The 26178-nt window shown below is 42.2% G+C and carries 25 protein-coding genes; 12 read left to right on the forward strand and 13 right to left on the reverse strand.

Annotation, left to right across the window (positions count from 1 at the left end):
- Nucleotides 1–16 precede the first annotated feature (16 nt).
- The 10 genes from CDH51_RS11755 to CDH51_RS11800 all read right to left on the reverse strand — a co-directional run bounded on the left by CDH51_RS11755 (nt 17) and on the right by CDH51_RS11800 (nt 10004).
- A complete protein-coding gene (locus CDH51_RS11755) occupies nt 17–2419 on the reverse strand; it encodes a TonB-dependent receptor (RefSeq protein WP_100628747.1) in 2403 nt (800 codons plus the stop codon).
- A gap of 75 nt (nt 2420–2494) precedes the next feature.
- Nucleotides 2495–3211: a fatty acid desaturase gene (locus CDH51_RS11760; RefSeq protein WP_100628748.1), complete on the reverse strand. Its 717-nt coding sequence runs from the start codon at nt 3209–3211 to the stop codon at nt 2495–2497.
- A 53-nt stretch (nt 3212–3264) separates the two neighbouring features.
- Nucleotides 3265–4110 carry a 4-hydroxy-3-methylbut-2-enyl diphosphate reductase gene (locus CDH51_RS11765; RefSeq protein WP_026946120.1) on the reverse strand — a complete coding sequence of 282 codons (846 nt, stop codon included), beginning with the start codon at nt 4108–4110 and terminating at the stop codon, nt 3265–3267.
- A 6-nt stretch (nt 4111–4116) separates the two neighbouring features.
- Nucleotides 4117–4824, reverse strand: coding sequence for a lycopene cyclase domain-containing protein (locus tag CDH51_RS11770; RefSeq protein ID WP_026946119.1), 708 nt, complete (start codon nt 4822–4824; stop codon nt 4117–4119).
- Nucleotides 4824–5666: a phytoene/squalene synthase family protein gene (locus tag CDH51_RS11775; RefSeq protein WP_024284167.1), complete on the reverse strand. Its 843-nt coding sequence runs from the start codon at nt 5664–5666 to the stop codon at nt 4824–4826. The genes CDH51_RS11770 and CDH51_RS11775 overlap by 1 nt, the downstream gene beginning before the upstream one ends.
- Before the next feature lie 21 nt (nt 5667–5687).
- Nucleotides 5688–7172: a phytoene desaturase family protein gene (locus CDH51_RS11780; protein ID WP_100628749.1), complete on the reverse strand. Its 1485-nt coding sequence runs from the start codon at nt 7170–7172 to the stop codon at nt 5688–5690.
- 4 nt (nt 7173–7176) lie between these two features.
- Nucleotides 7177–7689, reverse strand: a complete 513-nt coding sequence (locus CDH51_RS11785) for an RNA polymerase sigma factor (protein ID WP_024284165.1) — start codon at nt 7687–7689, stop codon at nt 7177–7179.
- A 213-nt stretch (nt 7690–7902) separates the two neighbouring features.
- Nucleotides 7903–8799: a MerR family transcriptional regulator gene (locus CDH51_RS11790; protein ID WP_100628750.1), complete on the reverse strand. Its 897-nt coding sequence runs from the start codon at nt 8797–8799 to the stop codon at nt 7903–7905.
- The gene (locus CDH51_RS11795) at nt 8796–9242 is read right to left on the reverse strand and encodes a sterol desaturase family protein (RefSeq protein ID WP_026946115.1); all 447 of its coding nucleotides are present in this window, start codon (nt 9240–9242) and stop codon (nt 8796–8798) included. The genes CDH51_RS11790 and CDH51_RS11795 overlap by 4 nt, the downstream gene beginning before the upstream one ends.
- A gap of 99 nt (nt 9243–9341) precedes the next feature.
- The gene (locus tag CDH51_RS11800) at nt 9342–10004 is read right to left on the reverse strand and encodes a carotenoid biosynthesis protein (RefSeq protein ID WP_024284162.1); all 663 of its coding nucleotides are present in this window, start codon (nt 10002–10004) and stop codon (nt 9342–9344) included.
- A gap of 91 nt (nt 10005–10095) precedes the next feature.
- Here CDH51_RS11800 and CDH51_RS11805 point away from each other — a divergent pair, with 91 nt between their 5' ends.
- The 9 genes from CDH51_RS11805 to CDH51_RS11845 all read left to right on the forward strand — a co-directional run bounded on the left by CDH51_RS11805 (nt 10096) and on the right by CDH51_RS11845 (nt 19224).
- On the forward strand, nt 10096–10398 hold the full coding sequence (locus CDH51_RS11805) for a DUF4286 family protein (RefSeq protein WP_024284161.1): 303 nt from the start codon (nt 10096–10098) through the stop codon (nt 10396–10398).
- Nucleotides 10399–10400: 2 nt separating this feature from the next.
- Nucleotides 10401–10865, forward strand: a complete 465-nt coding sequence (locus tag CDH51_RS11810) for a TspO/MBR family protein (protein WP_100628751.1) — start codon at nt 10401–10403, stop codon at nt 10863–10865.
- A 277-nt stretch (nt 10866–11142) separates the two neighbouring features.
- On the forward strand, nt 11143–12303 hold the full coding sequence (locus tag CDH51_RS11815; RefSeq protein ID WP_100628752.1) for a DUF4221 family protein: 1161 nt from the start codon (nt 11143–11145) through the stop codon (nt 12301–12303).
- A 9-nt stretch (nt 12304–12312) separates the two neighbouring features.
- Complete coding sequence (locus tag CDH51_RS11820) at nt 12313–13476, forward strand: DUF4221 family protein (RefSeq protein WP_100628753.1); 1164 nt, start codon at nt 12313–12315, stop codon at nt 13474–13476.
- Nucleotides 13477–13487: 11 nt separating this feature from the next.
- Entirely contained in the window at nt 13488–14645 is a 1158-nt protein-coding gene (locus tag CDH51_RS11825) for a DUF4221 family protein (RefSeq protein ID WP_100628754.1), read from the forward strand.
- Nucleotides 14646–14649: 4 nt separating this feature from the next.
- On the forward strand, nt 14650–15792 hold the full coding sequence (locus CDH51_RS11830; RefSeq protein ID WP_100628755.1) for a DUF4221 family protein: 1143 nt from the start codon (nt 14650–14652) through the stop codon (nt 15790–15792).
- Nucleotides 15789–16937: a DUF4221 family protein gene (locus CDH51_RS11835; RefSeq protein WP_100628756.1), complete on the forward strand. Its 1149-nt coding sequence runs from the start codon at nt 15789–15791 to the stop codon at nt 16935–16937. Before CDH51_RS11830 ends, CDH51_RS11835 begins: the two co-directional genes overlap by 4 nt.
- Nucleotides 16938–16942: 5 nt before the next feature.
- The gene (locus tag CDH51_RS11840; protein WP_100628757.1) at nt 16943–18082 is read left to right on the forward strand and encodes a DUF4221 family protein; all 1140 of its coding nucleotides are present in this window, start codon (nt 16943–16945) and stop codon (nt 18080–18082) included.
- On the forward strand, nt 18079–19224 hold the full coding sequence (locus tag CDH51_RS11845; protein WP_100628758.1) for a DUF4221 family protein: 1146 nt from the start codon (nt 18079–18081) through the stop codon (nt 19222–19224). The genes CDH51_RS11840 and CDH51_RS11845 overlap by 4 nt, the downstream gene beginning before the upstream one ends.
- A 745-nt stretch (nt 19225–19969) precedes the next feature.
- On the opposite strand, the gene CDH51_RS11855 is transcribed toward CDH51_RS11845, so the two are convergent.
- Nucleotides 19970–20572: a trimeric intracellular cation channel family protein gene (locus CDH51_RS11855; RefSeq protein WP_100628760.1), complete on the reverse strand. Its 603-nt coding sequence runs from the start codon at nt 20570–20572 to the stop codon at nt 19970–19972.
- A 244-nt stretch (nt 20573–20816) separates the two neighbouring features.
- Between CDH51_RS11855 and CDH51_RS11860 the strand changes: the two genes are divergently transcribed.
- From CDH51_RS11860 to CDH51_RS11870, 3 genes are read left to right on the forward strand one after another with little or no spacing between them, the layout of a single operon-like run.
- Nucleotides 20817–22160, forward strand: a complete 1344-nt coding sequence (locus CDH51_RS11860) for a hypothetical protein (protein WP_100628761.1) — start codon at nt 20817–20819, stop codon at nt 22158–22160.
- A 12-nt stretch (nt 22161–22172) separates the two neighbouring features.
- Entirely contained in the window at nt 22173–23759 is a 1587-nt protein-coding gene (locus CDH51_RS11865) for a BCCT family transporter (RefSeq protein WP_100628762.1), read from the forward strand.
- 32 nt (nt 23760–23791) lie between these two features.
- Nucleotides 23792–24652 carry a universal stress protein gene (locus tag CDH51_RS11870; protein WP_100628763.1) on the forward strand — a complete coding sequence of 287 codons (861 nt, stop codon included), beginning with the start codon at nt 23792–23794 and terminating at the stop codon, nt 24650–24652.
- Between the two features lie 2 nt (nt 24653–24654).
- Here CDH51_RS11870 and CDH51_RS11875 read toward each other — a convergent pair whose 3' ends face one another.
- Nucleotides 24655–25269 carry a class I SAM-dependent methyltransferase gene (locus CDH51_RS11875; protein ID WP_100628764.1) on the reverse strand — a complete coding sequence of 205 codons (615 nt, stop codon included), beginning with the start codon at nt 25267–25269 and terminating at the stop codon, nt 24655–24657.
- The gene (locus CDH51_RS11880; protein ID WP_100628765.1) at nt 25259–26161 is read right to left on the reverse strand and encodes a patatin-like phospholipase family protein; all 903 of its coding nucleotides are present in this window, start codon (nt 26159–26161) and stop codon (nt 25259–25261) included. The genes CDH51_RS11875 and CDH51_RS11880 overlap by 11 nt, the downstream gene beginning before the upstream one ends.
- Between the last annotated feature and the right edge of the window lie 17 nt (nt 26162–26178).

A 26178-nucleotide genomic window follows, 5' to 3' on the forward strand; every position in this document is an offset into this window, starting at 1 on the left:
GACCCGGCTATTTTTTTTAAAACTCTATGATCAAGCCAATGGTAGGAAGTATATTTCCTGCTGTATTTTCAATCAACTTCAATTGATAGCGACTTGGATCATTTGGATTGACCACCAAGTCTCCCGCATCATCTCGCTCCGGAACTAGCAGTGGAGCTTGTTGTGCCTGAAAGTTGTAGGCATTTTGAATATCAAAATACCAGTTCAGATTCCAGTTTTTGAAATAATACTTTTTGTCTACCCTCAGGTCGAGCTGATGGAAAGCCGGAAGACGCTCGCCGTTGATTTGAGTAAAGTCCAAAATCCCTTGATTCCGTAGATCCCAATTACTGATCAGTGCAGACTCTTCTACATCAAATGGTGTATAAGGCGTACCTCCCAAATACCTCCATCTCGCACCGATTTCCCAGTTTTTCTTAAATCGTTTTCCAGCGGTAAGACTTAGAATGATCCGATTGTCCCAAGAGGAAGGAATGAAACCCTCGGTATTTGGATTGGTAAATTCGCTTCTCACCAAAGTCAAAGCCGCAATTCCATAAAAGTCATTGAAAAGACGCTGCTGAGCCAAAAACTCAATTCCGTAAGCACGTCCATCTGAGTTGGATATCACTGCTTCATTACCAATTACACCAAAGTCAGCCCCCAGGTTGGCGAGGGAAATTCCATTGAGTACAGAGGAAGGATAATTCGAATAGCGTTTGTAAAATGCCTCGGCAGTGAATCTTCGGTTTTTCTCAGGCTGTAGTAATTCGATTCCTGCGATCAGTTGATTGTTGCGAATAAAACGAACATCATTTTGCTGATTGATCAATTCCCCTTCATTATTTCGGAATCCTAGGACCGTATAAGGTGGACGTTGGTAATAGATTCCTGCATTCGCAGTTGCAAATAAATTTGGTTTGAGCTGATAGGAAACAGAGATTCTTGGGCTTATTTGATTCAGTGGATTTTGGGCAGTCCGACCAAAATCGGAGCCATCCATCCGAATTCCTCCTGTCAACAGCAGGCGCTCTCCATCAAAAGTCTTGCTTCCTGAAATAAAGGCACCGTAGGAATTGAAATTACTAATAGAACTGATGTCGATGACCTGACCCGTGCTGGAAAGTGTAGCTCGATCAAAGTTTTCGATTAGGTATCTGGAGTACTCATAATTTACACCGTATTTCAGCGTGTATCCAGTTCCAAAAATGGAGTTTTCCGCTCTGAATTTATTCTCGGATTCTTGAGAGAGGTAGTCAAAAATCAAATTGTCCTCTGAGCTTTCATCATTGTTGGCATATTTGAAAGAGCGGTTGTTCAGCATATTTCTGCTAAGTACAAAAGTCCAAAAACCATTCTCTCGAAAGCGCTTAAGCTTTAGACCAGTTGCGTAATTCCACTGCTCTTGAATAGGCAATACTCCAAGGAGATACAATCGGTTTTCCCGTTCTTCTTCAGTTTCATCATCTGGGATATCCTGATTGAGCACAAAATTGTCGATGGCTCCTACACCCAAAAATGTCAGCTCCGTCTTGTCATTCAGTTTGGTTGTAGTTTTTACCTGAAAATCATTGAATGTCGGTAGAAAAGGCAGACCCAAAAGCCGAAATAACCCCTGTAAATAGGACCTTCTGGCAGAGAAAAGGTAGGTGGTTTTATCCCCTATGGGCCCTTCGTTGGAAAGAGTAAGCTCGGATGCTCCCACAGTCAATTGGGTAAACATCTCGTCCCTTCTTCCTTCCTTTAACTCAAACTCGAAGAAGGAGCTCAAAGAGTTCATTCGATTGGCCGGAAAACCTCCCGTGATCACGTCCACGTTTTTGATCAGGTTGACATTCAAAATACCAACAGGCCCACCAGAGGAACCTTGGGTAGCAAAGTGGTTGATAACAGGAACCTCTATTTCATCGATGAAAAACTTATTCTCATTTGGCGCTCCGCCCCGTATCAAAATATCATTTCGAAAACTCGCTGTGCTGGCTACCCCCGGCAAAGATTGAATAACTCGAGAGATATCCCGGTTTCCTCCCGGATAGCGCTCAATCTCATTGGTATTGAGTCTTCTGACGGAAAGCGGAGTTTCTTCTGATCGGGTAAATTCTGAACTTACCACCACTTCACTCAACTCGGAAGCATCTTCCTGCAATTCAAAGTCCAGCTGAATAGCCTTTGCCTGACTGACTTGAATCTCGTATTTGGTGACGGTTTTATATCCGACAAAACTCGCCCGGATATTATATAGGCCGGGAGGTACATTTTGGATTTCATAGTTTCCATCTTCATCTGAAATGGCTCCCAATTCCGTTTCCAAGATGAGAACATTGGCAAAAGCTACTGGCTCATTGTTGACAGGATTGAAAATTCTTCCTTTGACCACGCCTTGGGCTAGGATAGTGCCGGATAGAAAAATAAAAAGCAGTGAAAGTAGTTTTGTTTTCATAGTTGGTTTTATGACTACTATGAAAATCAATTTTATCAAAGATGGTTTCAGAAATCATTCAGATTTTGACAAAAATCATCGAAAATCAGCCGTTTGTTTTTCTTTTACCTCCCAAAGTCTCCACCAAGGGGTCCCGGGTGAGTCATGATGCTCGTAGTGATATCCGAAAAAGTAGCAGCTCAAAAAAGCCCATAAATGATTTTTAGGCTGGGAGTGTGAGTGATGCTCATTGTCACTTTCACCCCGATGCGGTAAATAAGTTCCAAAGTAAAAAAGCTGTAAGGTGGAAAGAATTGCAGGTAACATCCAGAAGACAATTAGATTTTCTGTTGGGAGAAAAAGCTTCAGAATATTGAAAGTAACAGCCATCAAGAGAATCTGCCAAATAGTAACGTATTGGCGGATGAAGGATAAGTACCAAAGGAAGAAGTTGCCGGAAGCATGGTAGTCAGGGTCCTTGTCAGTGGCTACGTAGCGATGATGCTCGTGATGCTTTGGGAATAACTTCCAATAGAAGTTGTATGAAAACAAAAGGGCAGAAATCCAACCGGTAAAGTGGTTCCAGCGCTTGTCTGAAGAGACGATCCCGTGCATGGCATCATGGGCTGTGATAAATAGTCCTGTATAGAGATGTGTCTGTATCAGGATTCCGAGGTAGGTCCACGGGCTTTTCCAGCTTAACTCAAAATTCATCCAAAAAACCAGGCTAATCGCCCAAAGAATAATGATGGACCAAGCGATGATCAGTCCAAGAGGGTCTATTTTTCTGGAAATTGATTGAGTACTAGCCATGAATAAGGCTTGATTAGCGAGTGAATTGGTCGTGTGAATCTACGCTAAAACGATCAATAGGTAAGAATTCGTTCCCGAACTTGCTCCATTAGCCACATGGGCGTGGAGGTAGCGCCGCAAATACCGACCGTATCATTGGTGTCAAACCAAGAAGGTTCGATTTGGTCTGGATTGGAGACAAAATACGTGTTTGGGTTTTTTTCCTTGCAGACATTGTACAAGACCTTGCCATTGGAAGACTTGGTTCCGCTTACAAAAACAATTTTGTTGTATTTGTCTGCAAACTCCCGGAGCTCTTTGTCTCTATTCGATACCTGACGACAAATAGTATCATTGGTGTTGACAGTGATACCGTTTTCTCGAAGGATTTGATTGATTTCGTAAAATTTATCGGTACTCTTGGTCGTCTGACTGTAGAGTGTCATATTTTTTGGAAGGGTGGCGATATCAAGCTCAGAAATATCCTGAAATACCACCGCTTTGTTATTGGTCTGACCTAGTAGTCCAATTACCTCTGCATGCCCATGCTTTCCGTAGATATAAATGGTCTCATCCTTGTCAAAGGAATTTTTGATACGGTTTTGCAACTTCAAAACTACTGGACAGGAAGCATCAATCAGAGTGAGGTTGTTTTGTATGGATAGTTCGTAAGTGGATGGCGGTTCTCCGTGTGCCCGAATCAGAACTTTTTCGTTGCGAAGGTTTTTGAGCTCTTCATGATCAATGATTTTGAGGCCTTTTCTGGTCAGTCGATTGACCTCCTCATCATTGTGGACAATATCTCCCAGGCAGTATAGATAGCCCTGTTCGTCCAAAATCTCCTCTGCCATTTCAATAGCATAGACCACTCCGAAACAGAAGCCTGAGTGTTGGTCGATTTCTACATGGAGATTTTTCATATGCAATTAACTTGAGATCGGTTGAATTGTTTTTTGACTACGAATGCCTTCAAAGAAGCTGATATTCATCAGCAGCAAGGTCATCGAATAAATACTGTCCTCAATGGGCACAGTCCAGATGCGAATTCCCAAGTTTTCTGCATTGTTGTAGATCACTACAGGCTCTTCAGTTACTCCCCCAGTCAAAATACCATTGCAAAGAAAAAAGGGAATTAAATGAACGAAGTAAGCAAATATAAATTTGCCTAAATACTTATCATTAAATATCAGAAAATGAATCAATAAGGCAAGGCCTCCTACCAGAAAGTTTACAGAGGTGTACCACTTGTCCAAATGCAGAAGACCAAAACCAATCAGGAATGGCACCATAATGTAGACAAACGGCTTACCCAAATCCTGCAAGGGATCGGAAGGGAAAAAGTAAATAAGAACCTCATAAATGAAGATACAGGCAAAGGGAATTACCAGGAAGAATAGCCACTCTTCTACGGGTAAATTTATCAAATAGAGCCCAGAGATGTAGGTGGGATTAAATTCCCACACGCCCATATTGGTAAACCAGACATCCCAAATCAAGAAGAAGGCGGCCGTAATGAGCATCCCGGGTAGAATCATTCCCCATTTACTCGCATAGCGGATCCTGTGCTCAAAAGACTGAGCTAAAGGGTAGGAAATTGCAAATAGCAAAACACCGAAATACAGATACTTTTCCATCAACTTATTCCAAGTTTGGTTCCGAAATAGGTTCCGACCAAAAGGGAAAGCTTTTGAGAATTTGGAATCCGAATACGTCGCTGGGTAATTACCTCAGGGGACAGGCCCTTTATTTTATCAAAAAGCTTTTGATAGTACAAATAGGCGACTTTTACCCCAAGCTTTGCACCATCCGGTAAGGCTTCAATCCCTACCAGTGCTTCATCAAAATCCTGCTGAATATCCTTTTCAATTTCTGTTTTCACCAATTGATCGAAAAGCTGAAAATCTACACCCGGAAAATAGACACGTCCTCGCTCTTCATAGTCACTTTTCAGATCTCGCAAGAAGTTTACTTTTTGAAATGCTGCTCCCAATTTGCAAGCAGGTTCTTTGAGCCGCTCATAGTAAGCTGTATCCTCCCCGCAAAAGACTTTCAGACACATCAGTCCAACTACTTCGGCCGAACCGTAGATATATTCTTTGTATTTGGAATCATTGTATTTCTTGAAATCCAGATCCATCTCCATACTGTGGAGAAAAGCCTCGATCAGATCCAGATCAATCTTATACTGATTGACGATGAGTTGAAATGCGTGTAGAACTGGATTAAGCGAGATTTTCTTTTCGATAGCCTCATAGGTGTCAGCTTTGAAGCGTTCTAGAAGACTTGCTTTATCCTGATCGTGAAAGGTATCTACGATTTCATCCGCATAGCGTACAAAACCATAAATAGCATAGATGGGCAAGTGAAATTTCTTGTCCAGTGTTTTGATCCCTAAAGTAAAGCTAGTACTGTATCGCTGAGTAATCAGTCTACTGCACTCAAGGGTAGTTTGGTCAAAAAGTTCTTTAGCATCCATCGCTATAATATACCCATTTATTTACAGATTGTTTTCTTTCATCACCTCATTTGCTACCACTCCTCCCGAAATGAGTGAAGGTGGTACCCCTGGTCCAGGGACGGTGAGTTGACCTGTGTAATACAAATTTCGGACATTTTTGTTTTTCAAGGCTGGCTTCAAAATCGCCGTTTGGGTCAAGGTATTTGCAAGCCCATAAGCATTTCCCTTGAAGGCATGGTAGTCAGCTTTGAAGTCTGAGTGTGCATAGGAGCGCTTGTAAATCACATGAGATCGAACTTCCTGACCAGTGATGGTTTCCAGCCTGTCCATGATGATATTGTAGTATTTCTCTCGCATCTCCTCACTATCCTCCAAATCTGGAGCCAAAGGAATCAATAGAAACATGTTTTCTTTTCCTTCGGGAGCCACTGTCGGGTCGGTAATGGAAGGAACCGAAGCATAGAAAAGCGGTCGCTCGGGCCATCTTGGATTTTTGTAAATAGCATCTGCATGTGGTCCAAGCGGCTCATCAAAGAATAAATTATGATGGCGCAGATTGTCCAGCTTTTTGTCAATTCCCAAATAAAAGAGCAAACTCGACGGAGCCATCACACGCTTATCCCAATATTCTTCGGAGTAGTTGCTATATTTTGGATTGACAAGATGCTTGTCTACGTGATGATAGTCAGCACCTGCTACCACGACATCAGCCTCGATTTTTTCACCGTTGACCAGGCGTATTCTTTTGGCTACCCCGTTTTCAATTTCGATTTCTTCTACTTCCGCATCGTATTGGATGCTTACACCTTTTTCTTCGGCGAGACTCACCATTCCTTTGATGATTTCATGCATCCCTTTTTTGGGATACCAGGTACCCAAAGCAATGTCTGCATAGTTCATGAGGGAATAAAGTGCAGGAATGTTTTCAGCAGTTTCACCCAAAAACAATACAGGGAACTCCATCAGTCGGATGATTTCTTCAGACTTGAAGAATTTTCGTACGTGCTTAGCCATGGATTGGAAAATATCCATCCGCACCATATCTACGAGAAGCCCCGGAGAAGCAAATTCAAGGAGTGATCGGCTAGGTCTTTTGACCAAGTCATGAATGCCGACCTCATATTTGTATTTGGCTTGTGCTAAAAACTCATCGAGCTGCTTGCCTGCGCCAGGCTCGATTCCATCAAGCATTTTTTTGAATTCATCCAAGTTGGCCGGGATATCCAAAACCTTATCCTTACCATAAATCACGGCATAGGAAGGATCAAGCCTTAATAAATCGTAGTAATCAGACGGTTTTTTCCCAAACTTGGCAAAATAATCCTCGAACACATCGGGCATCCAATACCAACTTGGCCCCATATCAAAAACAAACCCCTGATGTTCGAACTTACGGGCTCGCCCACCGGGGGTACTGTTCTTTTCTAAAAGGGTGACTCTACAACTTTTATTGACTGCTAAGTGGGTAGCTGCTGACAGTCCGGCAAATCCCGAACCGATAACCACCACATGCTTTTGGTTCATTTGATCAATTTTTGTGTCTATATACTACCAAATCCTCTTTTAGTAGCTTTCTGGCAATATGGATCCGATTTTTGACAGTTCCAATCGGAATTTGAAGCTTGTCTGCGATTTCATGGTATTTAAAACCTCGGAAGTGCATCATGAATGGAGTCTTATACACATCGTCCAATTTTTGGATTGCATATTGGATATCGTCCATTGCAAAATTTCCGTAGGCACCATTCTCGATTTGAGAATCGCTAGAGTTGATATAATGTAGGTTGTCAGTGGTATCGACGAATGTTCCTCTTCTCACCATTCGCTGATAGTTGGTGATAAAGGTGTTTTTCATAATGGTATATAACCAAGCCTTCAGGTTGGTTCCTTCCGTGAATTTATCCCGGTTGGTAAAAGCTTTGACCATTGTATCTTGCAGTAGATCATTAGCATCATCCATGTCCCGAGTCAACTTGAGCGCAAAAGGCTTCAAGGTACTGGACAATTTGTTTAGCGAGTAACTGAATTCTAGAGTCGTCATGGTTGTCGGTTTGTGTTTTTGTTTAATCAAATGTAATAAGGATTAAACAGAATCCAAATGTTTTGTCTAATTTTTTTAAAAATATATTAAACAAAATAAAATTCTGAAGACTAATCTTGGGCTGTATGGCCAATAATGGGGATAAGAGGCAAAAAAAGGGCAGCCTGTGAAGATTGCCCTTGTTTAAGCTTTTTCAGAAAATGTTATACTTAATTATTTTTCCTGTGGAACCCGCTCTATTTCCTCAAGTCTTTCCTTGATATCCCGGATGTAATTAAGTTGCTCTACATTAGAAGGAAGTCTCAAATCTTGTCCGATGACCTGATACCCAGATACCAAAATCTTGGCTTCGCTGAACCTTTCGGATAGGTTGTCTAGGTACTCCTGAATCTGCTCTGCACTTGGAGAAGTCGTGACCACTGTCATCAAGTAGTCCGGCTGATGCATGGCATAGACGGAGTTTAAGTCTTCGTTCGGAGTATTTTGACCAAGGTAGATGACCTTATGGCCTTTGCTTTTGATCAGGTAGCAGGCAAATAGTAGCGAAATCTCATGAAGTTCGCCTGCCGGTAGATAAAGCAGAAACTTCTTTCCACCTCCATTAGTCACTTGACCGTCTATTGCCACGATGAGCTTTTGACGAACAAGGTTGGAGATAAAGTGCTCTTGGGCGGGATTGATTGCTCCCGTCTGCCATAGCACTCCAATCTTGGACATAAATGGATAGATAATATTGAGCATGGTCTGCTCAAAGCCCAATTTCAGGATGTTGGAAGAAAGAATCTTGTCGAATCGCTCTTCATCCATTTCGATCATACTGATCGTCAGGGCATGTATCTGATCATCGTGTGTCAGTGATCGCTCAGTCAGCTTCATCACCTCATCTCGGAGCTCTTGATGCTCCATAGATGCTATTTTACTGATTTTGAAACCATTGTCATTTAGCAAGGCCACATTAAGAATCAGCTTCAAATCCGCATCATCATAGTAGCGGATATTTGTATCCGTACGCTTGGGGCTCAGCAAATTGTATCGCTGCTCCCAAATACGAAGCGTATGGGCTTTTATACCGGATAGTTGTTCGAGATCTTTGATTGAATATGTGCTCACTTTTCTTCTTTTTTAAAGAACTCCTTGGGTACTATAAATAAACCAAATGATATGGCATCATCTTTTTTGTTGGTGCGATGATGGGCTTGATGTGCTCGAAAAATTCCCAGCAAAAAAGAATTTTTCGGACGTTCAAACCATTTCAATCGCCGATGAACCAATACATCGTGAAGGACAAAATAGAGAACGCCGTAGAGACTAATTCCCATTCCTATCCAAAATCGGTAATCAAGATTTTCCAATCCAAGCAAAATCAAAACCACCGCGATACTTCCGAACAGCAAGGAAAATAGATCATTGAGTTCGAAAAACGAGTTAGAAGGCTGATGATGGGTCTTGTGAATCATCCAAAGTGGGCCATGCATCAAATACTTGTGGATAAACCACCCAGACAGCTCCATGAGGAGGAAACCCAGTATAGTAAAACCTATTGCTTCTATCATAATGCTTTCAACTGACAGGTTTTTGCTTATAGTATAAGCTGATTTGAGACCAATGTGTTTTGAGAATCAGTGTTTTAATTTTATGATTTAAATCAGAATTCAGACCACAGTAAAATTCAAAACTGTGAAAAATACGATTAATGTCAATAATAAAAGGAGTGCAATTGGGTTGAATTTTTCAAATTTAGCCTTCCGGAATATCAAATGAACCACAAAAGACACCCCAAACCAGCCTAAATAATTTTCTACCGGAATCACATCAAACTTCCAATACCAGAAATCCAAAGCAACGGCCACCGGCTCAATGATGTAATCCAGCGCGGTCATTGCCAAGGCGCCAAGAAAGGCCGCGTAATAGTCATTGGGAACCTTACGGAATACTGATCCCGTCAAGTAGGCGAGAATAAACCAATTGACCCCAATGATAATCGGGACATCCCAAAGCTTGGGCCCTAAAGTAGGTCCATAAACATAGTCTCCAAATAAATAGCCGGTATGAATCCCGATCAGCTCAGCGCCAAATCCAATCCAGAAGGCTGCTGCCGCAAAAATGGGAAAGGAATCATTCCACCCTCGGTGAAAAAGTAAAATAATCAATAAGCTACTCAATAGCTGTACCGGCGTGAGAGCCAAAAACCAATCTTGGTATTCCGGAAGTGATAATCCCAGGATTCCCACACCATGAAGCACCAAAATGACGATTCGGGCAATAGTCAATCGAAGGGTATAGCCGGAGCCTCGCTCAGGTACTACTTGATGCATAGCTAGCTGGGGAAAGGTTTTTTACTTGGGATTCGTAACTTTGAGTCTTCAAATTTGTTGGCAAAAAAACAAAAATTAAATCAAAAACAGGATGATATTATATAATGTGACCATTAATGTGTCCCCGGACATCGAAGAAGACTTCCTTCAGTGGATGCGTGAAACCCATATTCCGGAGGTGATGGCCACAGGAATATTTACCGAACACAAGTTCTGCCGACTGATCCATCAGTCAGATGACGGCAGTACCAATTATGCCATTCAATACTTCACAGAGAGCATGGCCAAAATGCAGGAATACGAATCTAAGCATGCAAATGCACTCCGTGCTAAAACTCAAGAGCGCTATAAAGATAAGGCCTTAGCCTTTCGCACTTTACTTGAGATCCTGTAAGCATGCCCAATTGGCTCAAACTAATCATCAGCCTAATCCTACCCCAAGTAGCCGGGGGTACAGGTGCTTATTTCACCATCACCTCCATCGAAAGCTGGTATCAGACGATCAATAAACCCAGCTTCAATCCTCCGGGTTGGCTTTTCGGCCCGGTTTGGACCACACTCTATCTTTTGATGGGAATCGCGTGCTACTTGATATGGAAGAGTGATCATCCGCAGAAAAAGCCGCTACTCATTCTTTACTTCACACAGCTCGGCCTCAATGCCCTTTGGTCGCCGGCTTTCTTTGGGATGGAGTCGCCGATTTTGGGTTTGGTGGTGATTATTCCACTTTGGATCTTGATTTTTCTTTCCGTGAAAAAATTCAAACTCATCAATGCTTGGGCTTCCTGGCTGATGATTCCCTATTTGGCTTGGGTAAGTTTTGCGACTGTCTTGAATTTTTCGATCTGGTGGTTGAATTGAGATGAGAATAAATTTAAGTCATAATTTTCAAAGCACGAATAGACAGTTTGTCTTCAACTACTTGGCCAGACACTTCCACTTCGCTCAGCGCAAGTATAGGAAGTGAGCAGATTCTGGATTCTGAGCTTTTAGATTTATTTTAGGCAAGACAGTTGTTCATTTTGCAGAAAAGTGGATTTACAAATGCAGTTCTCTAAAATAGAGAGCATTAACATTTTTTCACTAGAATTTTAGCTTATTTATTTTAGTTTTAAACTTTAATATAAAAAGCTGTTTTATGAAAATAATTTTTCGGGGCTTGACCCTTTTGCTTTTCTTTTCCTGCACTGAAAAAGCATCAGAGCAAATTGCCGAAGGAGCCATCCAAACTCAAACCTACACTGAAAACCAACTCGAAAACCTCCAAATCACCTTGGATACCCTCAAAGTCGATGTGGGAGAGGAGATCATTAATGCCACTGCCTATTTTGGCTATGGACTCGGTGAAGACAAGGAGACGATTTTCTTTGCTGATGGGATGAATACGGAGGTTCATGCCTATAATATACCAGATTTAAAGCTGGAGCGTCGAATTGTTTTTGAAAAAGATGGACCGAATCGAGCTCCGGATTTTATCAACTTTTTTCAGGTTCTTCCCAAAGAGGAATTCATGCTAGCAAACTATGCTATTCAAGCAGTTTTTAACAATCAGGCAGAAAAAATCCTCGATATCAAAGCCCGACCTGAAGAATACGAAGGTTTGGATGAGTCCTTGAGCAGTTTGTATGGCTTTTTGCATGTCAGTCCGGACAAAAAGCTTGCGATCTCCAGACCATTGGAATATGGGGATGCTTCTGTCAGCCTCGTAATGATGGATTTAGAAAACAAAACAGGCAAAATGCTTCCGCTTCCCGGCTTGGAAATTACTAACAAGTTTAGGGCCTCCTTTTCAGAAGGTGGCGGAACCACTACCATGGGGGATAATCTGGTCATTCAGGAAGTTCGCGATCAACTTGTAATATATTCCGCTAGTACAGCCGACATCTATGTATACGACTGGAATAGTAAGGAATTGAAGTTGATCGAATATGATCATCAATTGGTGCCTGATCAAAAAAGCGGCGATTTTCCAACCGAGGCAGGCTCACGGGAGGAATTGATGGAAATTGCACAGCAAATCCGAAATCAGGTCTCTTTCATGGGTTTTCTTTGGGATAATAGCCGTCAGCAATATTTTCGTTTTGCCAACAAACAAAATGGCTTTTTGGAAACCGGTGAGCCGCGAAAACTTGATTGGTATCTTTTTTCATACGATGAAAACTTCAACTTACTTGGCGAAACCGAACTTAAAAATCTCTCCAATTTCTTTTATCAAAGCTTTTTCTACCAGGGTAAAATTTTTAGTTATTTTCCCGTAGATGAAGATCCTGGATTTGTAATAATGACTTTAAACTTTTAATGTCTAGTCATGAAAAAACTGTTGAATATAATCCTCTTTACTTTTTTGGTTTTCTCTTGCACAGAAAAAGCATCAGAGCAAATTGCCGAAAGAGCCATCCAAACTCAAACCTACACTGAAAATCAACTCGAAAACCTCCAAATCACTTTAGATACCCTCAAAGTCGATGTGGGAGAGGAATTGGTGATTTCTAGCGCCTACTATGGTTTTGGACTGAGTGAGGATGGCAAGTCTATTTTTTTCTCGGAAAGCCAAAGCTCCGAGATCCATGAGATTGATCTGGCAGATTTGAAACTGCTTCGGCGTATTCCATTTGAAAAAGACGGACCCAACCGAGCACCGGATTTCGTGGAAAGCTTTGATGTACTGCCGGGAGATGAATTTATGCTAGCTAATTATGCCATTCAGGCTATCTACAATGATCAGGCAGAGAAAATCCAAGACCTCAAGCTACAAGCTGAAGAGTACGACGGGATCGATGAATCATTGGGAGGCTTGCATTCTTCCCTTGCGGTGAGCCCGGATAAGAAAAAAGCCTTTTCTCTTCCAGCGCCTTTTGGAGAGTTCACCGCGGGATTGGCTGTCTTGGACTTAGAATCCAAAACAGGGGAACTGCTCAAGCTTCCGGCCTTGGACCTGACCCAAAATTTCCGGGTTACTTTTTCCCAAAATGGGGGAATGACCACTTCGGGTGATATGATTCGCATGGAAAAAATAAAGGAGCAGCTTGTCATATATTCCGGAAGTACGGCCGACATCTATCTATACGATATGCCGAGTGATTCCTTGATGTTGCTGAAGTTTGACCATCAACTGGTAGAAAACCAAAAGAAAGGAACCTTCAAAACGCAAGCAGGCTCTCAGGAAGAGCGAGTGGAGATTTCCGGAGAGATTCGAAAGCAAATCAACTTTTATGAGTTCATATGGGATGAAAGCAGGCAGCAGTATTTCCGATTTGGGGCCAAGGAAAACGGCCTGAATGAAAGCGGAGAAAGACTACCAGTCGATGTGTACCTTTTTAGCTATGATACAGATTTCAACCTATTGGGGGAGAAAAAAGTGGAAGAGCTTCCGAATCTCTTTTTCAACAGCTTCTTCTTTGACGGAAAAATATACAATTACAGACCGGTGGATGAAGACCCCGGCTTTGTGATCATGACTTTAAAATTTTGAAAAACCCTTTTATGAAAAAATTCCTTTTCCCAACCCTAATAGCTGCCTTGGCTTTCTCCTGTGGAGGAGAAAATGAGTCAGTTGAAGCCAATTCTGGAAATATCTTAGAAAACTTTTCCTACTCCATCGATACAGTTGTGGTCGATCCGGGAGATGAAATCATCAATCTATCACGAGGCGTCCGTGGAAGTTCACTTGACGAGACAAAGACCTACTTCTATCTTTTTGATGAGGCGACCACCCAGATCAATAAAATCAATTTGGACGAATTGGTTTTGGAGGAGCAAATACCCTTCGAAAAAGAAGGACCCAACGGAATCGGTGCCAACTTTATCGCCACTTCCCGATATCTCCCGGGTGAAGAATTCCTATTCTCCAGTTTCCAATCCACAGGAATTTTCAACAAGCAGGGCCAAAAAGTACTTGATTTGACCCTCAAGCCGGAGGAATTCGTTGTGGAAGGTTTGGGCGAAGATGCCCAATTCAATATCACCAATTCCATCCGCCTTTCTCCAGACAGAAAAATAGCCTATTCCCTTCCAAATGACTTTATGGAGGGTACTACCCAACTGGCAAAAATTGATTTGGAAGCCAAAAGCGGGAAAGTACTTCCTATTCCGGCTTTGGATATAGTAGGAGAATATCGAATTCTACTTCAATCGGATCAAAGCATGTCCATCTACTTCGAGGAGATTTCATTTCAGGAAATAGGTGGTAAGTTTTATATCTCCGGAGCTACGACCAACAGCATTTATCGATTTGAACCCGGTCAGGATTCACTTCAGCTGTTTGAATTTGACTTTAGTCTGGTCCCTAATCAAAAGGAAATCCCTATTCAACGAAAAGTATCCTCAATGGAAGAGTTTGAGGCAGAAATGGAAAAGGCAAGAACCCAGATCGGCTTCGAAAAACTCCTCTACGATGAGCAAACCAAACGTTTTTATCGATTTGGGAGGATCTATGAGCCCAAAGGTGATGATCCTGAAGCTCCCTCCAAGGCAGAAGTATTTTTGTTTGCCTTTGATAATAACTTGAATCTTATCGGAGAGACAGCACTTCCCGAATTAGACAAAACACCTAGCAGCCCTTTTTTCAAAGACGGCAAGCTTTGGTCCTATGTCAATGTGGAGGATGAGTTGGGCTTTGCGGTGATGGATTTAAAGTTTTAAAAGGATGAAAAAACTGGCTGTACTACTTTTGTTTCCTTTGATTTTTTCTTGTGGAGGAAATTCTTCTGAAAAAACCGAATCGGAAAATATCTTAGAGAATTTGGCTTTTGCGGTGGATACTTTGGTCATGGATCCCGGTGACCAAGTAATCAATTTGCAATTCGGACCTTCGCTTTATGGTCTGACTTCAGACGAGGAGCGATACTATTTTATGAACCGGAACTCAGGAGAATTATTTGTCTTTGATTTAGATGAAAAGAAACTTGTCAAAAAGATTCAGTTTGAAAAAGAGGGTCCCAATGCCATCCCTAATTTTGTTTACAGTTTTCAGCTTATTGATGAAAACCGCTTTTTAATCATTGATTCCAGAAATTTCGCTATCTATGACTCTTCTGCAGTGAAAATCGATGTGGTTCCCTTTGGAAAGGATAAGTTTCCGAATTTGACAGAGGAGGAAGGGTTCAACTTGGTGGCAGGCATAAAAGCTGATGCTCAAAAGCAATGGTATGTTTCCCTTCCCAACGATCAAGAAAATCAGCGTGTTAGTTTGGCTTTTTGGGATAATTCTGATTCAAAATCCCGTTTAGTTGATCTTCCGGAGTTTGGGTTTTTGACCAAGTTTACCTTGGTTTTTCGAGAAGGGAATTCCTACAATGCGGTAGGTTTTGCCAGTTCAAATTTGAAAATTCAAGAAAATCGAGTATTCGCCTATTCTTCGGGAACAAGCAGCATCTACATATATGATATTTTAAAAGATTCCTTGAAGTTTAAGGCTTACAACCCAAAGCTGGTTCCAGCACAGGCTGCGGCGCCTGAAATCAGTGAGTTCTCTAGCCAGGCAGCTTTTGATGAAGCGATAAAAAAGGCACAATCCCAGATTTTCTTTGGTGATTTATTATGGGACAAGGAGCGTGAATTTTACATACGATTTGCCTCCATCACCAAGCCAAATCTGAACTCTGAGTTTCCAGCCAAAACAGAGGTTTTTTTGTTTGCCTTTGACAAAGATCTCAATTTGATCGGAGAATCGAAGATTGAACAACTGCCTTCTCAGCCTTCTTGGCCTTTCTTCAAAGACGGCAAGCTTTGGTCCTACGTTAATATTGAGGATGAGTTGGGCTTTGCGGTGATGAATTTTAAGCTGTGATCAGATATTTAAAACTCCTTATTCTCTTTTTTATACTGGCATCTTGTCAAAATAATGGGTCTGAAAAATCAGCAAGCCTAGCTGAGATTACCTATACAATTGATACAGTCATGATCGACTCCAAAGGCTATTTCCTTTATTTATCGGAAGGCCTGGGCAGATCCGATTTGGCGGATGATGGAAAAACAGTGTATAACCTGAATCAAAAACTCCCTCAGCTGGAAGTTATTGATCTGAGTTTGCTGGAACTCGTGGATACGATTCCCATGGAGCGCGAAGGTCCCGCAGGTATTGGTACTAGTAGTATTTATGATGGTATTCAGGTTTTGGAGAATGGAGAGGTTTTCATTTTTGCCTGGACAGAAATTGTAAGGCTTTCAACTGATAGAAAGTCGGTTGAAAAATATCGGTTTACCTCCCAAAACTTAAAAGGAGATCCCTTAAACGCCGATGAAGAAGTCCGATATGAAGGGCTTATCTCTGAGGATGGAACTCAGTTTTTTACCTTCTACGGAAAGTCCAATCAGCCCTCATCCAGATTGGGATTAGCTATAATTGATCTGGAGGAAATGACCCTGAAAAAAGTGGAATTGCCGCTTTATGAAGAATTGAAACCCTTTGAAATCAAAACCGAGAAAGAGCCATATGCTAAATATCCCTATGTTTATGTTGAGCAGATTCATTTGACAGAATTCGAAAATCATCTTCTTGTTTCCGCTTCGCCTTTCAATGAGCTCTACAAACTTGATCTTGACTCTTACACTTACCAAAAGCTAATGTTTAGCTCTTCTTTGACGGAAGACCGGGCAGAAGTTACCTATCCCACGGAAGCGAGTTCTAGTGCTGCGGGCACCCAATCGATATGGGATCGATGGAAACAAATTTCATTTCACAAAATGAACTGGGACGAAAAAACAGAACGCTTCTGGAGAATCTCATACAAAGTCTTCATGTCTTACGATAACGACTATTCAAATGAGACGTACATGACCTTTTTTGATAAGGAATTCAAGCAAATGGGTGAGATTCGCTTGCCAGATGAGTGGAAGATTATAGGGGGTAAATTTATTTCCCAAGGAATGTATTGGCAGTTTATAAATGTCAATGATGAAGCAGCTTTTGTTCGATTAAAACCTAACTTTTAGAATCTATGAGGAAATTGTTTTCACTTTTAATGATCACTTTGCTTTTTTCCTGCGGAGGAAAGCCCAATTCGACAACTGTTTCCAGGGAGAGTTTCGAATTCAGCTACGAAATCGATACTGTCAGAGTGAACTCTGGAGACCTATTTCTCGCGGTGGACCGAGGGCTATCCCGAATGGCGCTTTCTCCGGATAAAAACTCCCTTTATTTCTACAATTCCACCGAAAAACGTCTGGATGAGATCGACTTGGAGAACTATGAAATTGTTCGATCAATTCAATTCACCCAAGAGGGCCCCAAAGGTATCGGTTCGCTGAGTGTTTATGAGTTTCATATCACGGAAAAGGGAGAGATTTTCACTAGCTCCTTTGACGCTATCCGCAAAATGGACTCAAGCGGAGAATTGATGACCCGACTCAATTGGGACGAGATGGACTTTGTAGCCGAGCAGATTCCCCCTATGACCATTGCCAGCTTTGCCGGTGATTTTAATGATGAAGGAAACCTGTTTTTTGGTACCTATGGAAAATCCAGGGGCGGAAATTCATCGGGTGAAGGGCTGATTGTCATTAACTGGGAAAAAGAAAAAGCCACGCTAAAGGAGGTTCCGCTTTTGGCCGCGCTTGAGGAATACGAAATTGTCCTAGAAGGAGAGATTCAAACGGTCAGTTCCGATCGTTTTTATTTACAGGAATTCAATAATCAAGTCCTAATCAGCACCAATGGCGTAAATGGGATTTCCATTTATGACTATAAATCGGATTCATTGATAGAAAAGACTTATTCATCCGACATGCTTCCTGAGCGAAGAGCTGGAAACTTTCCCAGAAAAGTAAACTCGATGGAAGCACTGCAGGATGCTGTGAAAGCCAAAGCACTAGAGCATCAGTTTGGGCCTTTTGTCTACGATGAAAAATCCAAGCGATTTTATCGAATCAGCTATTATCGGTCAGTATCCCCTCTTGATGGTGAAAAGTGGAATTTTATACTCAGCATTTTTGACCAAAATCTTAATCTCCTGTATGAGATCGCTGATTTTCCAAGTTTTACAGGGAATGTTTTCTTTCGAGATGGAAGACTACACAAGGGGATTAATTTGGATGATGAATTATACTTTATAAGAATTAAAATAAAACCAACAAAATGATGAAAAAACTACCTATTTACCTTTTGATCCTTACCCTTTTTTCTTGTGGTGGAGATCCTGAAACTTCTAAGGCTACCCGAGACCTAGAGATCACCTATGAAATCGATACGGTGATGGTGGATCCCGGAGATCATTTCTTTTTTCTTAACTGGGGCTTGGGGATCGCTGATGTTTCGGCAGATAAAAAAATGCTCTTTAACCTCAACCCTCAAACTTTTCTGCTTGAGATAGTTGATTTGGATGCCCTGGCACTGAAGGAGACTGTCCAACTTGAAAAAGAAGGTCCAAATGGAGTTGGTGGAGGCTTTATCAGCAAGCTTCAGGTGTTGGATAATGGCAATTTGCTTCTATTCGACTTTCAAAAAATATTTGAAATCACCCCAAAGGGAGAATTAGTCCGGAGCTATGAGTTTGACAAAAGCAAACTGAGCGGATATGATTTTGGTGAGACGGATGAAGTGGAGACCATGGGGATTTTTTCTCCAGATGGGAAGCGGTTTATAGGTCAATTGACCGATGAGGACTTCAAAAAACCAGCAAAAGGATTGGCCTTTGTCGATACCGAGACCATGGAAATACAAGTGGAGGAGACTGATGCGATTTCCAAACTGGATGAATATCGAATCATGTTTGAGATGGGGGGAAATTCTATGATGTCCACCGGAGAGCAGGTATTCATGGATGTGATCGCTGGTGATTTTGTGTTTTCCAATACGGGATTCAATGAAATCTATGTGTATGATTTTGATGCTGACTCCCTGATTCACCACCAATACCAGGCTCAATTAAGTTCCAATGAGCGAATATTGGATTACCCGCAGCGAGTGGAAAGTAGGGAGGCCTTGATGGAGGTGATGAAGGAAAAAAATGAGCAAGTTCGTTTTGGTCCACTTATTCCCCAGCCTGATAAAAACCTGATTTGGAGACTGACCAAGGATAAGGATCGGATGATTGCTGATTCTGTGATTTACAAGAACGTGGTCACTGTTTTTGACTCAGATTATCAAATGCTTCATGAAGAGGTCGTTGAAAAATTTCCGGGTTCAAATATGTCTTTCTTTAAGGACGGGATGTTGTATGCTTATATCAATCTAGACGACGAAATGGCTTTTGTGCGGGTGAAACCGAGTATTTCTGAATAAAAGCTCCCGCTAAGTCGCAAGGAAGAAAAAGAGTTTTCCTGCTGATCTGCGCCGCTAATCTGCGTAAATCTGCAGGAGAACTTTTGAATTTCCTCCGCCAGCTAGTTATCCACTATGTTTCTATGTGGTTTTAAAAAAGAAAAGAACCACATAGTCACATAGAAATGGCAAATGATTCTGTTTTTACCATTTGTGAGAAATCAAAACGTTGTGGTATTTTCGGATATTTTGAGGATGCTCACTCCACCGTGGCGGATCGCAGTGACGGAACCAAAGCTTTGCAACTTGGCTACTTTGCGAGAGCAATTTGATTTGGTTTTTTCCTTTAATCGCCAATGGCCGCTATGTGCGCTATGTTTCTATGTGGTTTTAAAAAAGAAGAGTAGAACCACATAAGAATATAGAAAAGATTATTTTTTGTTTTTCTATCCCGCTGATCATCGCAGAAAAATCCGCTGATTTTCGCGGATTCAGGTTCCAGGGTCATTCTTTTGGTCAAAAAAACAGCGAGCATCTGCGCCGCTAATCTGCGTAAATCTGCGGGAGATTTTTTGAATTTCTTCTGCCAGCTAGTTATCCACTATGTTTCTATCTGGTTTTAAAAAAAGAAAAGAACCACATAGACACATAGAAAAGACTTTCTTTCTTTAGAATGAAGTCAAAAAGCTATATCCAAAAATAGTTTGAGACTGCTTGTCCTCCGGTAGGCTGGATGCGCTCCGCAAGCTTCGCTCGCAGTGACGATTCAATCTAACCTCGGCAAGCTTAATTTATACTTCATCGCTATCAGGCGAATGGAAATGACCGTAGACATAGAAATCAGCAAGTTCCACTCTCTTGCCAGCCCGAAATAATTCAACACCAAATACAAAATTGCTCCCGCCAGACAGGCAGAGGCATAGATTTCCTTACGAAACAGAATTGGGATTTCATTCGTCAGCGTATCCCGAATCACTCCTCCCATCACAGCAGAAAACATCCCCATGATAGCTGCGATCTCCGGCCTGACGCCCAGGCTGAGGGCTTTTTCCACACCCAAAACCGTAAAAAAGCCAATTCCCAGGGTATCAAAAAGGAAAAAAGTCCTTCTCAAGCGGCTTAGAAAATTGGGGAAAATGAATGCCGCTAAAATACCAACCAAAATGGCATACAAAAAATAAATATCACCAATCCACACAAGGGGGTGAGCATCCAATAAGATATCCCGGAGAGTACCACCTCCAATAGCGGTAATAAAACCCGTAAAGCCCGCGCCAAACAAATCATGCTCCCGCTCCCGAACGGCTAAAGCGCCCGAAATGGCAAAGACGAAAGTTCCGATTAATTCAAGTGCGTATTGTAAGGTCATGGTTTATGTTGAAGTAATTTTCTCTGCGGAATGAAATGCTTCTTTCGGCTTTTTGAGAAGCTATAGCTTTGGTAAAGTTAGGACAAATCGATGAGCAAGCTCTTTTTAGGGTTAGGGAAAGCAAACCTTATCCCTTGCATTTAGGGAATAAAGTACCCTAAATTTTCATTTCCGAAGGGTAAATTGTAACTTAAAAATTCAGGGTAAAACATCACCTTCTCTTTGGAAATGTAAAACATCACAAATGAGACGTCTGTCTTTATACCTTTTTTTTAATACTATTTTATTCGCTATTCCGATTTTGACCTATGGATCCCACATGGATTCACTCAATCGAGGCTCCCCCCTACAGCAGTTATTCGAAAAGGACTACGGCACTTCCAAGGCAACTTTGGAGTTTGTCAATTTTGCTGCTCAAGAAACCAAAAAGGATACTTCTTGGCTGAAAATAGGTGGAGCCATCCGCCTCAATACCATCTACACACACTTTGAAGGTCAAACTTTCCCACTCGGCACCGAGCTTCGCAATGACTGGACTTGGGATACTTGGCGGATCAATGTGGACTCTTACAGTGATGGCCTGCAGCTTTCTTTTGAATACCGATTTTATCCCACTTTCAATACCCATTTTATCAAGTATGGCTGGATCGGTTACCGATTCAACCCCAGCACCAATTTACAATTCGGAATTACCCAAGTTCCCTTTGGCCTGTTGACCTATGCTTCACACAGTTGGTGGTTTACCACACCGTATTATGTGGGATTGGAAGATGATCATCAGATTGGATTCAATTTCACAAAGGAACTGGAAAACTGGCGACTCAACCTTGCTTATTTTCTGCTTTCAGAACCTAGGGGTACAAATGAACTGAGCTTTGGCGTGCCGGCATCTGCCCGATATTCCTATGATGTGGTCCCCGTTCCGGGAAATACCAACATAGAACGCAGGCAACTGAATATACGGGCAGCACGTCTCCTCGCAAATGGTGAGCTCGGGCTTTCCTTTCAAACCCATGAAGTCTACAATCAAGAGACCACTCACACAGGAAGGCAATTTGCCGGGGCTATCCACTACGAAAACAACTGGGGAAAATGGAATCTGAAGTCCCAAATCATTTACTACAACTTCCAGGACGTACGGGATGATAATGACGAGGTACTCAGTTTCGTGCAAATGGGGGCTTATGGATTTGGCACCTACGATGTGGCTGCTGAGGCTGCCATGTACACCATCGGGCTTTCTCGTGATATCCCTGTGAGTTGGGGGCCGATTCGGAATATTCAGCTTTACACGGATTACACCTACATGCAAAAATTCAATGAAATCGAGCTGAATGGTGCCACTCAAGGCTTTGCTCCTACCCATATGCTGGTGCCAGGGGCTTTGGTCAGTGCCGGCAAAATCTTCTGCTACTTCGATATTGCTCAAGGCATGAATCAGCCTTGGATCAGTGACATTTTTGGTGGAAATGCACTCGGAACGGGAAGAGGAGTGGACTACCAGGAACCCATTAGCCCCACGAATCCCATTTCTAACAAACCTGCCTGGAATACTAGATTGAATATCAATCTGGGGTATTATTTCTAAAAATTTTAGACTATGAAAAATAAATACGTAGATATCCATCCGCCCGTCTTTTGGCCGGCCACGATCTTAATTGTGCTTTTTATCGGTGTCACCCTTTGGGTAGGAGAACCCATGGAAGAGATTTTTGGAAATATGAAAACCTTTATCACGGATCAGACCGGTTGGTTATTTATTTTGGTCGTCAATATTTTCATCATATTCTGTATTTACGTCGGTTTCAGTAAGTATGGGAGGATCAAACTCGGTGGAAAGGATGCCGAAACGGAGTTTTCCACATCTGCTTGGTTTGCCATGCTTTTCAGTGCAGGAATGGGGATCGGACTGTTGTTTTGGGGTGTGGCGGAGCCGGTAAGTCATTATGCCAACTCACCAATTTCGGAAGATTACAGTCCTGAGGCCGCTCAAAATGCCATGAACTTGACTTTTTTGCATTGGGGGTTTCATGCTTGGGCCATTTATGCCGTTGTCGCCCTTGCCCTGGCATTTTTTGCATACAACCGAAAGCTTCCCCTTACGATTCGATCAGTTTTCTATCCCCTTTTGGGTGAGCGGGTGAATGGCTGGATCGGTGATATTATCGACGTATTTGCTGTTTTGGCTACTTTGTTTGGTTTGGCAACCTCGCTGGGTTTGGGAGTACAGCAAGTCAGTGGAGGACTATTTTACCTTTTCGAAATTCCCAATACGGTTTTGACCCAAGTCTTGCTGATTGCGGGGATTACGCTGATTGCTACCATTTCTGTGGTATCAGGGATTGACAAAGGGGTCAAATTTCTCAGTGAATGGAACGTGCGAATTGCAGCCGCCTTGTTGATTTTTGTCCTGATTTTCGGGCCTACTTTATTTATCATGCGAGGTTTTATCCAAAATGTGGGTAACTACATGAGCAATTTCATTGAAGTCTCTACCTGGACGGAAGCTATTCGTGATAAGGGTTGGCAGGGGGACTGGACGGTATTCTATTGGGCATGGTGGATTTCCTGGTCGCCATTTGTGGGGATGTTCATTGCCCGAGTGTCGAAAGGGAGAACCATCCGCGAATTTATCTTGGGAGTACTGCTGATTCCTGCATTGTTGACATTTCTTTGGATGACGGCAATGGGCGGTTCGGCGATTTACCTGGATATGCAGGCTGGCAACCATGATCTTGCGAATAACATCGTCGCAGATGCATCGACAGCTCTTTTTGTGTTCATTCAGGAGTTTCCGCTCAGCATGCTTGGGTCGATTATTGGCCTTTTCTTAGTCACTTCCTTTTTCGTGACCTCATCTGATTCAGGATCCTTGGTTATCGATAATATTACCTCGGGAGGAAAACTTGACTCTCCTGTTCCTCAGCGTGTATTTTGGGCCACTGCAGAAGGTGCAGTAGCAGCTGTACTTCTCATTGGAGGTGGATTGGGTGCTTTGCAGACGGCCTCTATTACCACCGGTTTGCCTTTCCTGTTCATTTTGGTTTTGATGATGTATTCTTTGAATAAGGGCCTGAAATCAGAGTACCTGAAAATGACTCAATTGGAAAAAGAGCCGGACACCAAGCGTTATGAGAAGAAATTGGAGCGAACACTTTCCAAAAAGAAAGCTCCTCAAAAAGACTGAAGACATTTCTACCACCGAAAAAGACGTTTAAAATGAAAGAATTTCGAAAAATAGCCCTCTTTGCGGATCTCACTGAGATGGATGAATTGCTTTTGAAATTTATCAAAGGCTATGATAAACTCTTTGATTTCGAAGAGCTTTACTTGGTTCATCAGATAGAAGTAGAAGCCCTTTCACCTGAACTGAAGGAGATGCTGGATGAGAAAAATCAGACCTTGGAAGGTTTGATCGAGGAGGATATTCAATCCAAAATCGATGAGGTTTTTGGTCCCGGAAAGTCCACGATCAAATCCTACATACACCCTAGACCGGACTTTAGCGAATTGGTTCAGTGGCTGAATAAGCAAAAGTTTGATCTGGTTTTCTTGGGTAAAAAGAAAGGGCTTGAGGGTAGCGGTATTTTCAGCAGTAAGCTGGTTCGCCTGCTTCGCACCAATCTGATTTTGGTCCCTGAAACGGCCACGGCTACGATCACAGATGTGGTCGTTCCGATTGATTTTTCGGATTATTCTCCGAAAGTTCTTCAATCAGCTGAGTTTATTGCTCAAAAAACGGATGCTAAGCTCACGCCGCTTCATGTGTTGAAAATTGGGATTCATTATTTCCCATTTGTAGCGGGGGAAAGTCAGATTCAAAAGAGTTTGGAAAAGGAAGCCCGATCCAAATTTGAGAAATTGAAGAAAAAAGCGAAGACCGACCGCGAGCTGCTTACTATTCGATCGTTTGGAAAGCCGATCGGGAATGTGATTTACAACAAGGCAAGGGAGCTAAATTCCGACCTGATTATCATATCGAAGAAGGGGAAATCTGACGATGAAGATTTGCTAATCGGAAGTGTAGCAGAGAACCTTATCGCCAATGATAAGGATATCAGCGTAATGATTTTGCAATAGTTTTACTGCTTCTGAAGTAAAAAGACCCCCATTTCTCGCTGTTCCAAGACTAAAACGGTTTTGGGAGCTTCCAGAAATTGAAAGCCCATTTTCTGCAACTTATCCACATGGCTTTGGGTCAGCACAAAACGTTCTGATTCGTCCGGCAAGCGGTATTTTCCGCCTTCCAGTTTTTCTGACTTCTCTAAGATATCGCTAAAGCCGGTGCACATCCGAAACCAAAAAATTCCTCCTGGCTTTAGTACCCGATGAATTTCTTTGATCATCTGCCAAAAGTTATCCACATTTTCTGCAAAATGCAGCACTGCTGAGCAAATAAGGGCATCGAAGGCCTGATTGTGGAATGGAATTTCTTCCAATCTTCCTAGCTGAAACCGATGCGCATCATAGTTTGGGTCAAGACTCTTTGCCTGATAGCGACAGTACTGAATAGCCAATTCGTTTGGGTCGATTCCAAAGATCGAATAGCCTTGATTGATGAAGTAAACCGTGTTTCTTCCTTCCCCACAACCCGCGTCAAGGATTTTCATCTCCTTGGTAAACCGACCCTTAAGGATCTGATCCAAGAGGTAGTTATCCACATTGCCCAAAAGCCGATTTAACTCGTTAATCTCCATTTTCTAGTTTGTCCAAGGCCTTTCGGGCTTTAATCCGACCAATTTCTATCATTTCCGCTGCTCGATAAAACTCCAATGTTCCTGCCTGCTTTCGAGCCACTTTTACCTGTACATCTACCGCATGCTTTTCCAAAAGCATTTCACAAAAGCGATCTTGCAAAAGATCGAATGAGCGCTTCACCAAGTTCAAGGTGGAATAACTGCTATCTTTCTCCGTGGGTTTTTCCTCCGGAAAGTACTGGGTCATTTTATTTTTATAATCAATCATCCAAGCAGGAAGGCTATTGATAAATCGATTTCCTTTCGAATCTTTCTTGGGAGGGGCGATGTATTCTTGATCCAGCCCATTGACATCTACGACGACCAAAAGGGTATCATTTTGGGGTGTAAGAAGGGAAATGGGAATCGGATTCAACACCCCACCATCTATCAAGGGCTGATTTCCCTGTTTAGCTGGAATAAAGACGGAAGGAATACTGCCGGATGCTCGAATGGCTGCAAATAGGCTTCCCTTATCAAAAATGACCTCTTTTCCGCTTTCTACATTTACTGCATTGCAGGAAAAAGGCAAGGCTAAATCCTCTATCTGACAGTCTGGAACTACCTTTTTTAAAGCCGAAAAGACTTTTTCTCCTTTGATAAAACCCTTACTTGAAAAAGTAAAATCCATCAAGGAAAATACATCGATCCGATCCAAATTGCAGATCCAGTTCTTAAACTCTTCCATTTTGCCACTGGCGTACATTCCGCCTACCAAAGCACCTGCTGAGCAGCCCGCGATTTCGGCTATTTCGTAACCCCGCTCCTCCAATTCCTCAATCACTCCGACATGTGCCAATCCTCGAGCCCCACCGCTACTCAAAACCAATGAAACTTTCTGCTTTTTTGCCATATCTTTAGGATGAAAAA

This window comes from Algoriphagus formosus (assembly GCF_002807035.1).
Classification (GTDB): domain Bacteria; phylum Bacteroidota; class Bacteroidia; order Cytophagales; family Cyclobacteriaceae; genus Algoriphagus; species Algoriphagus formosus.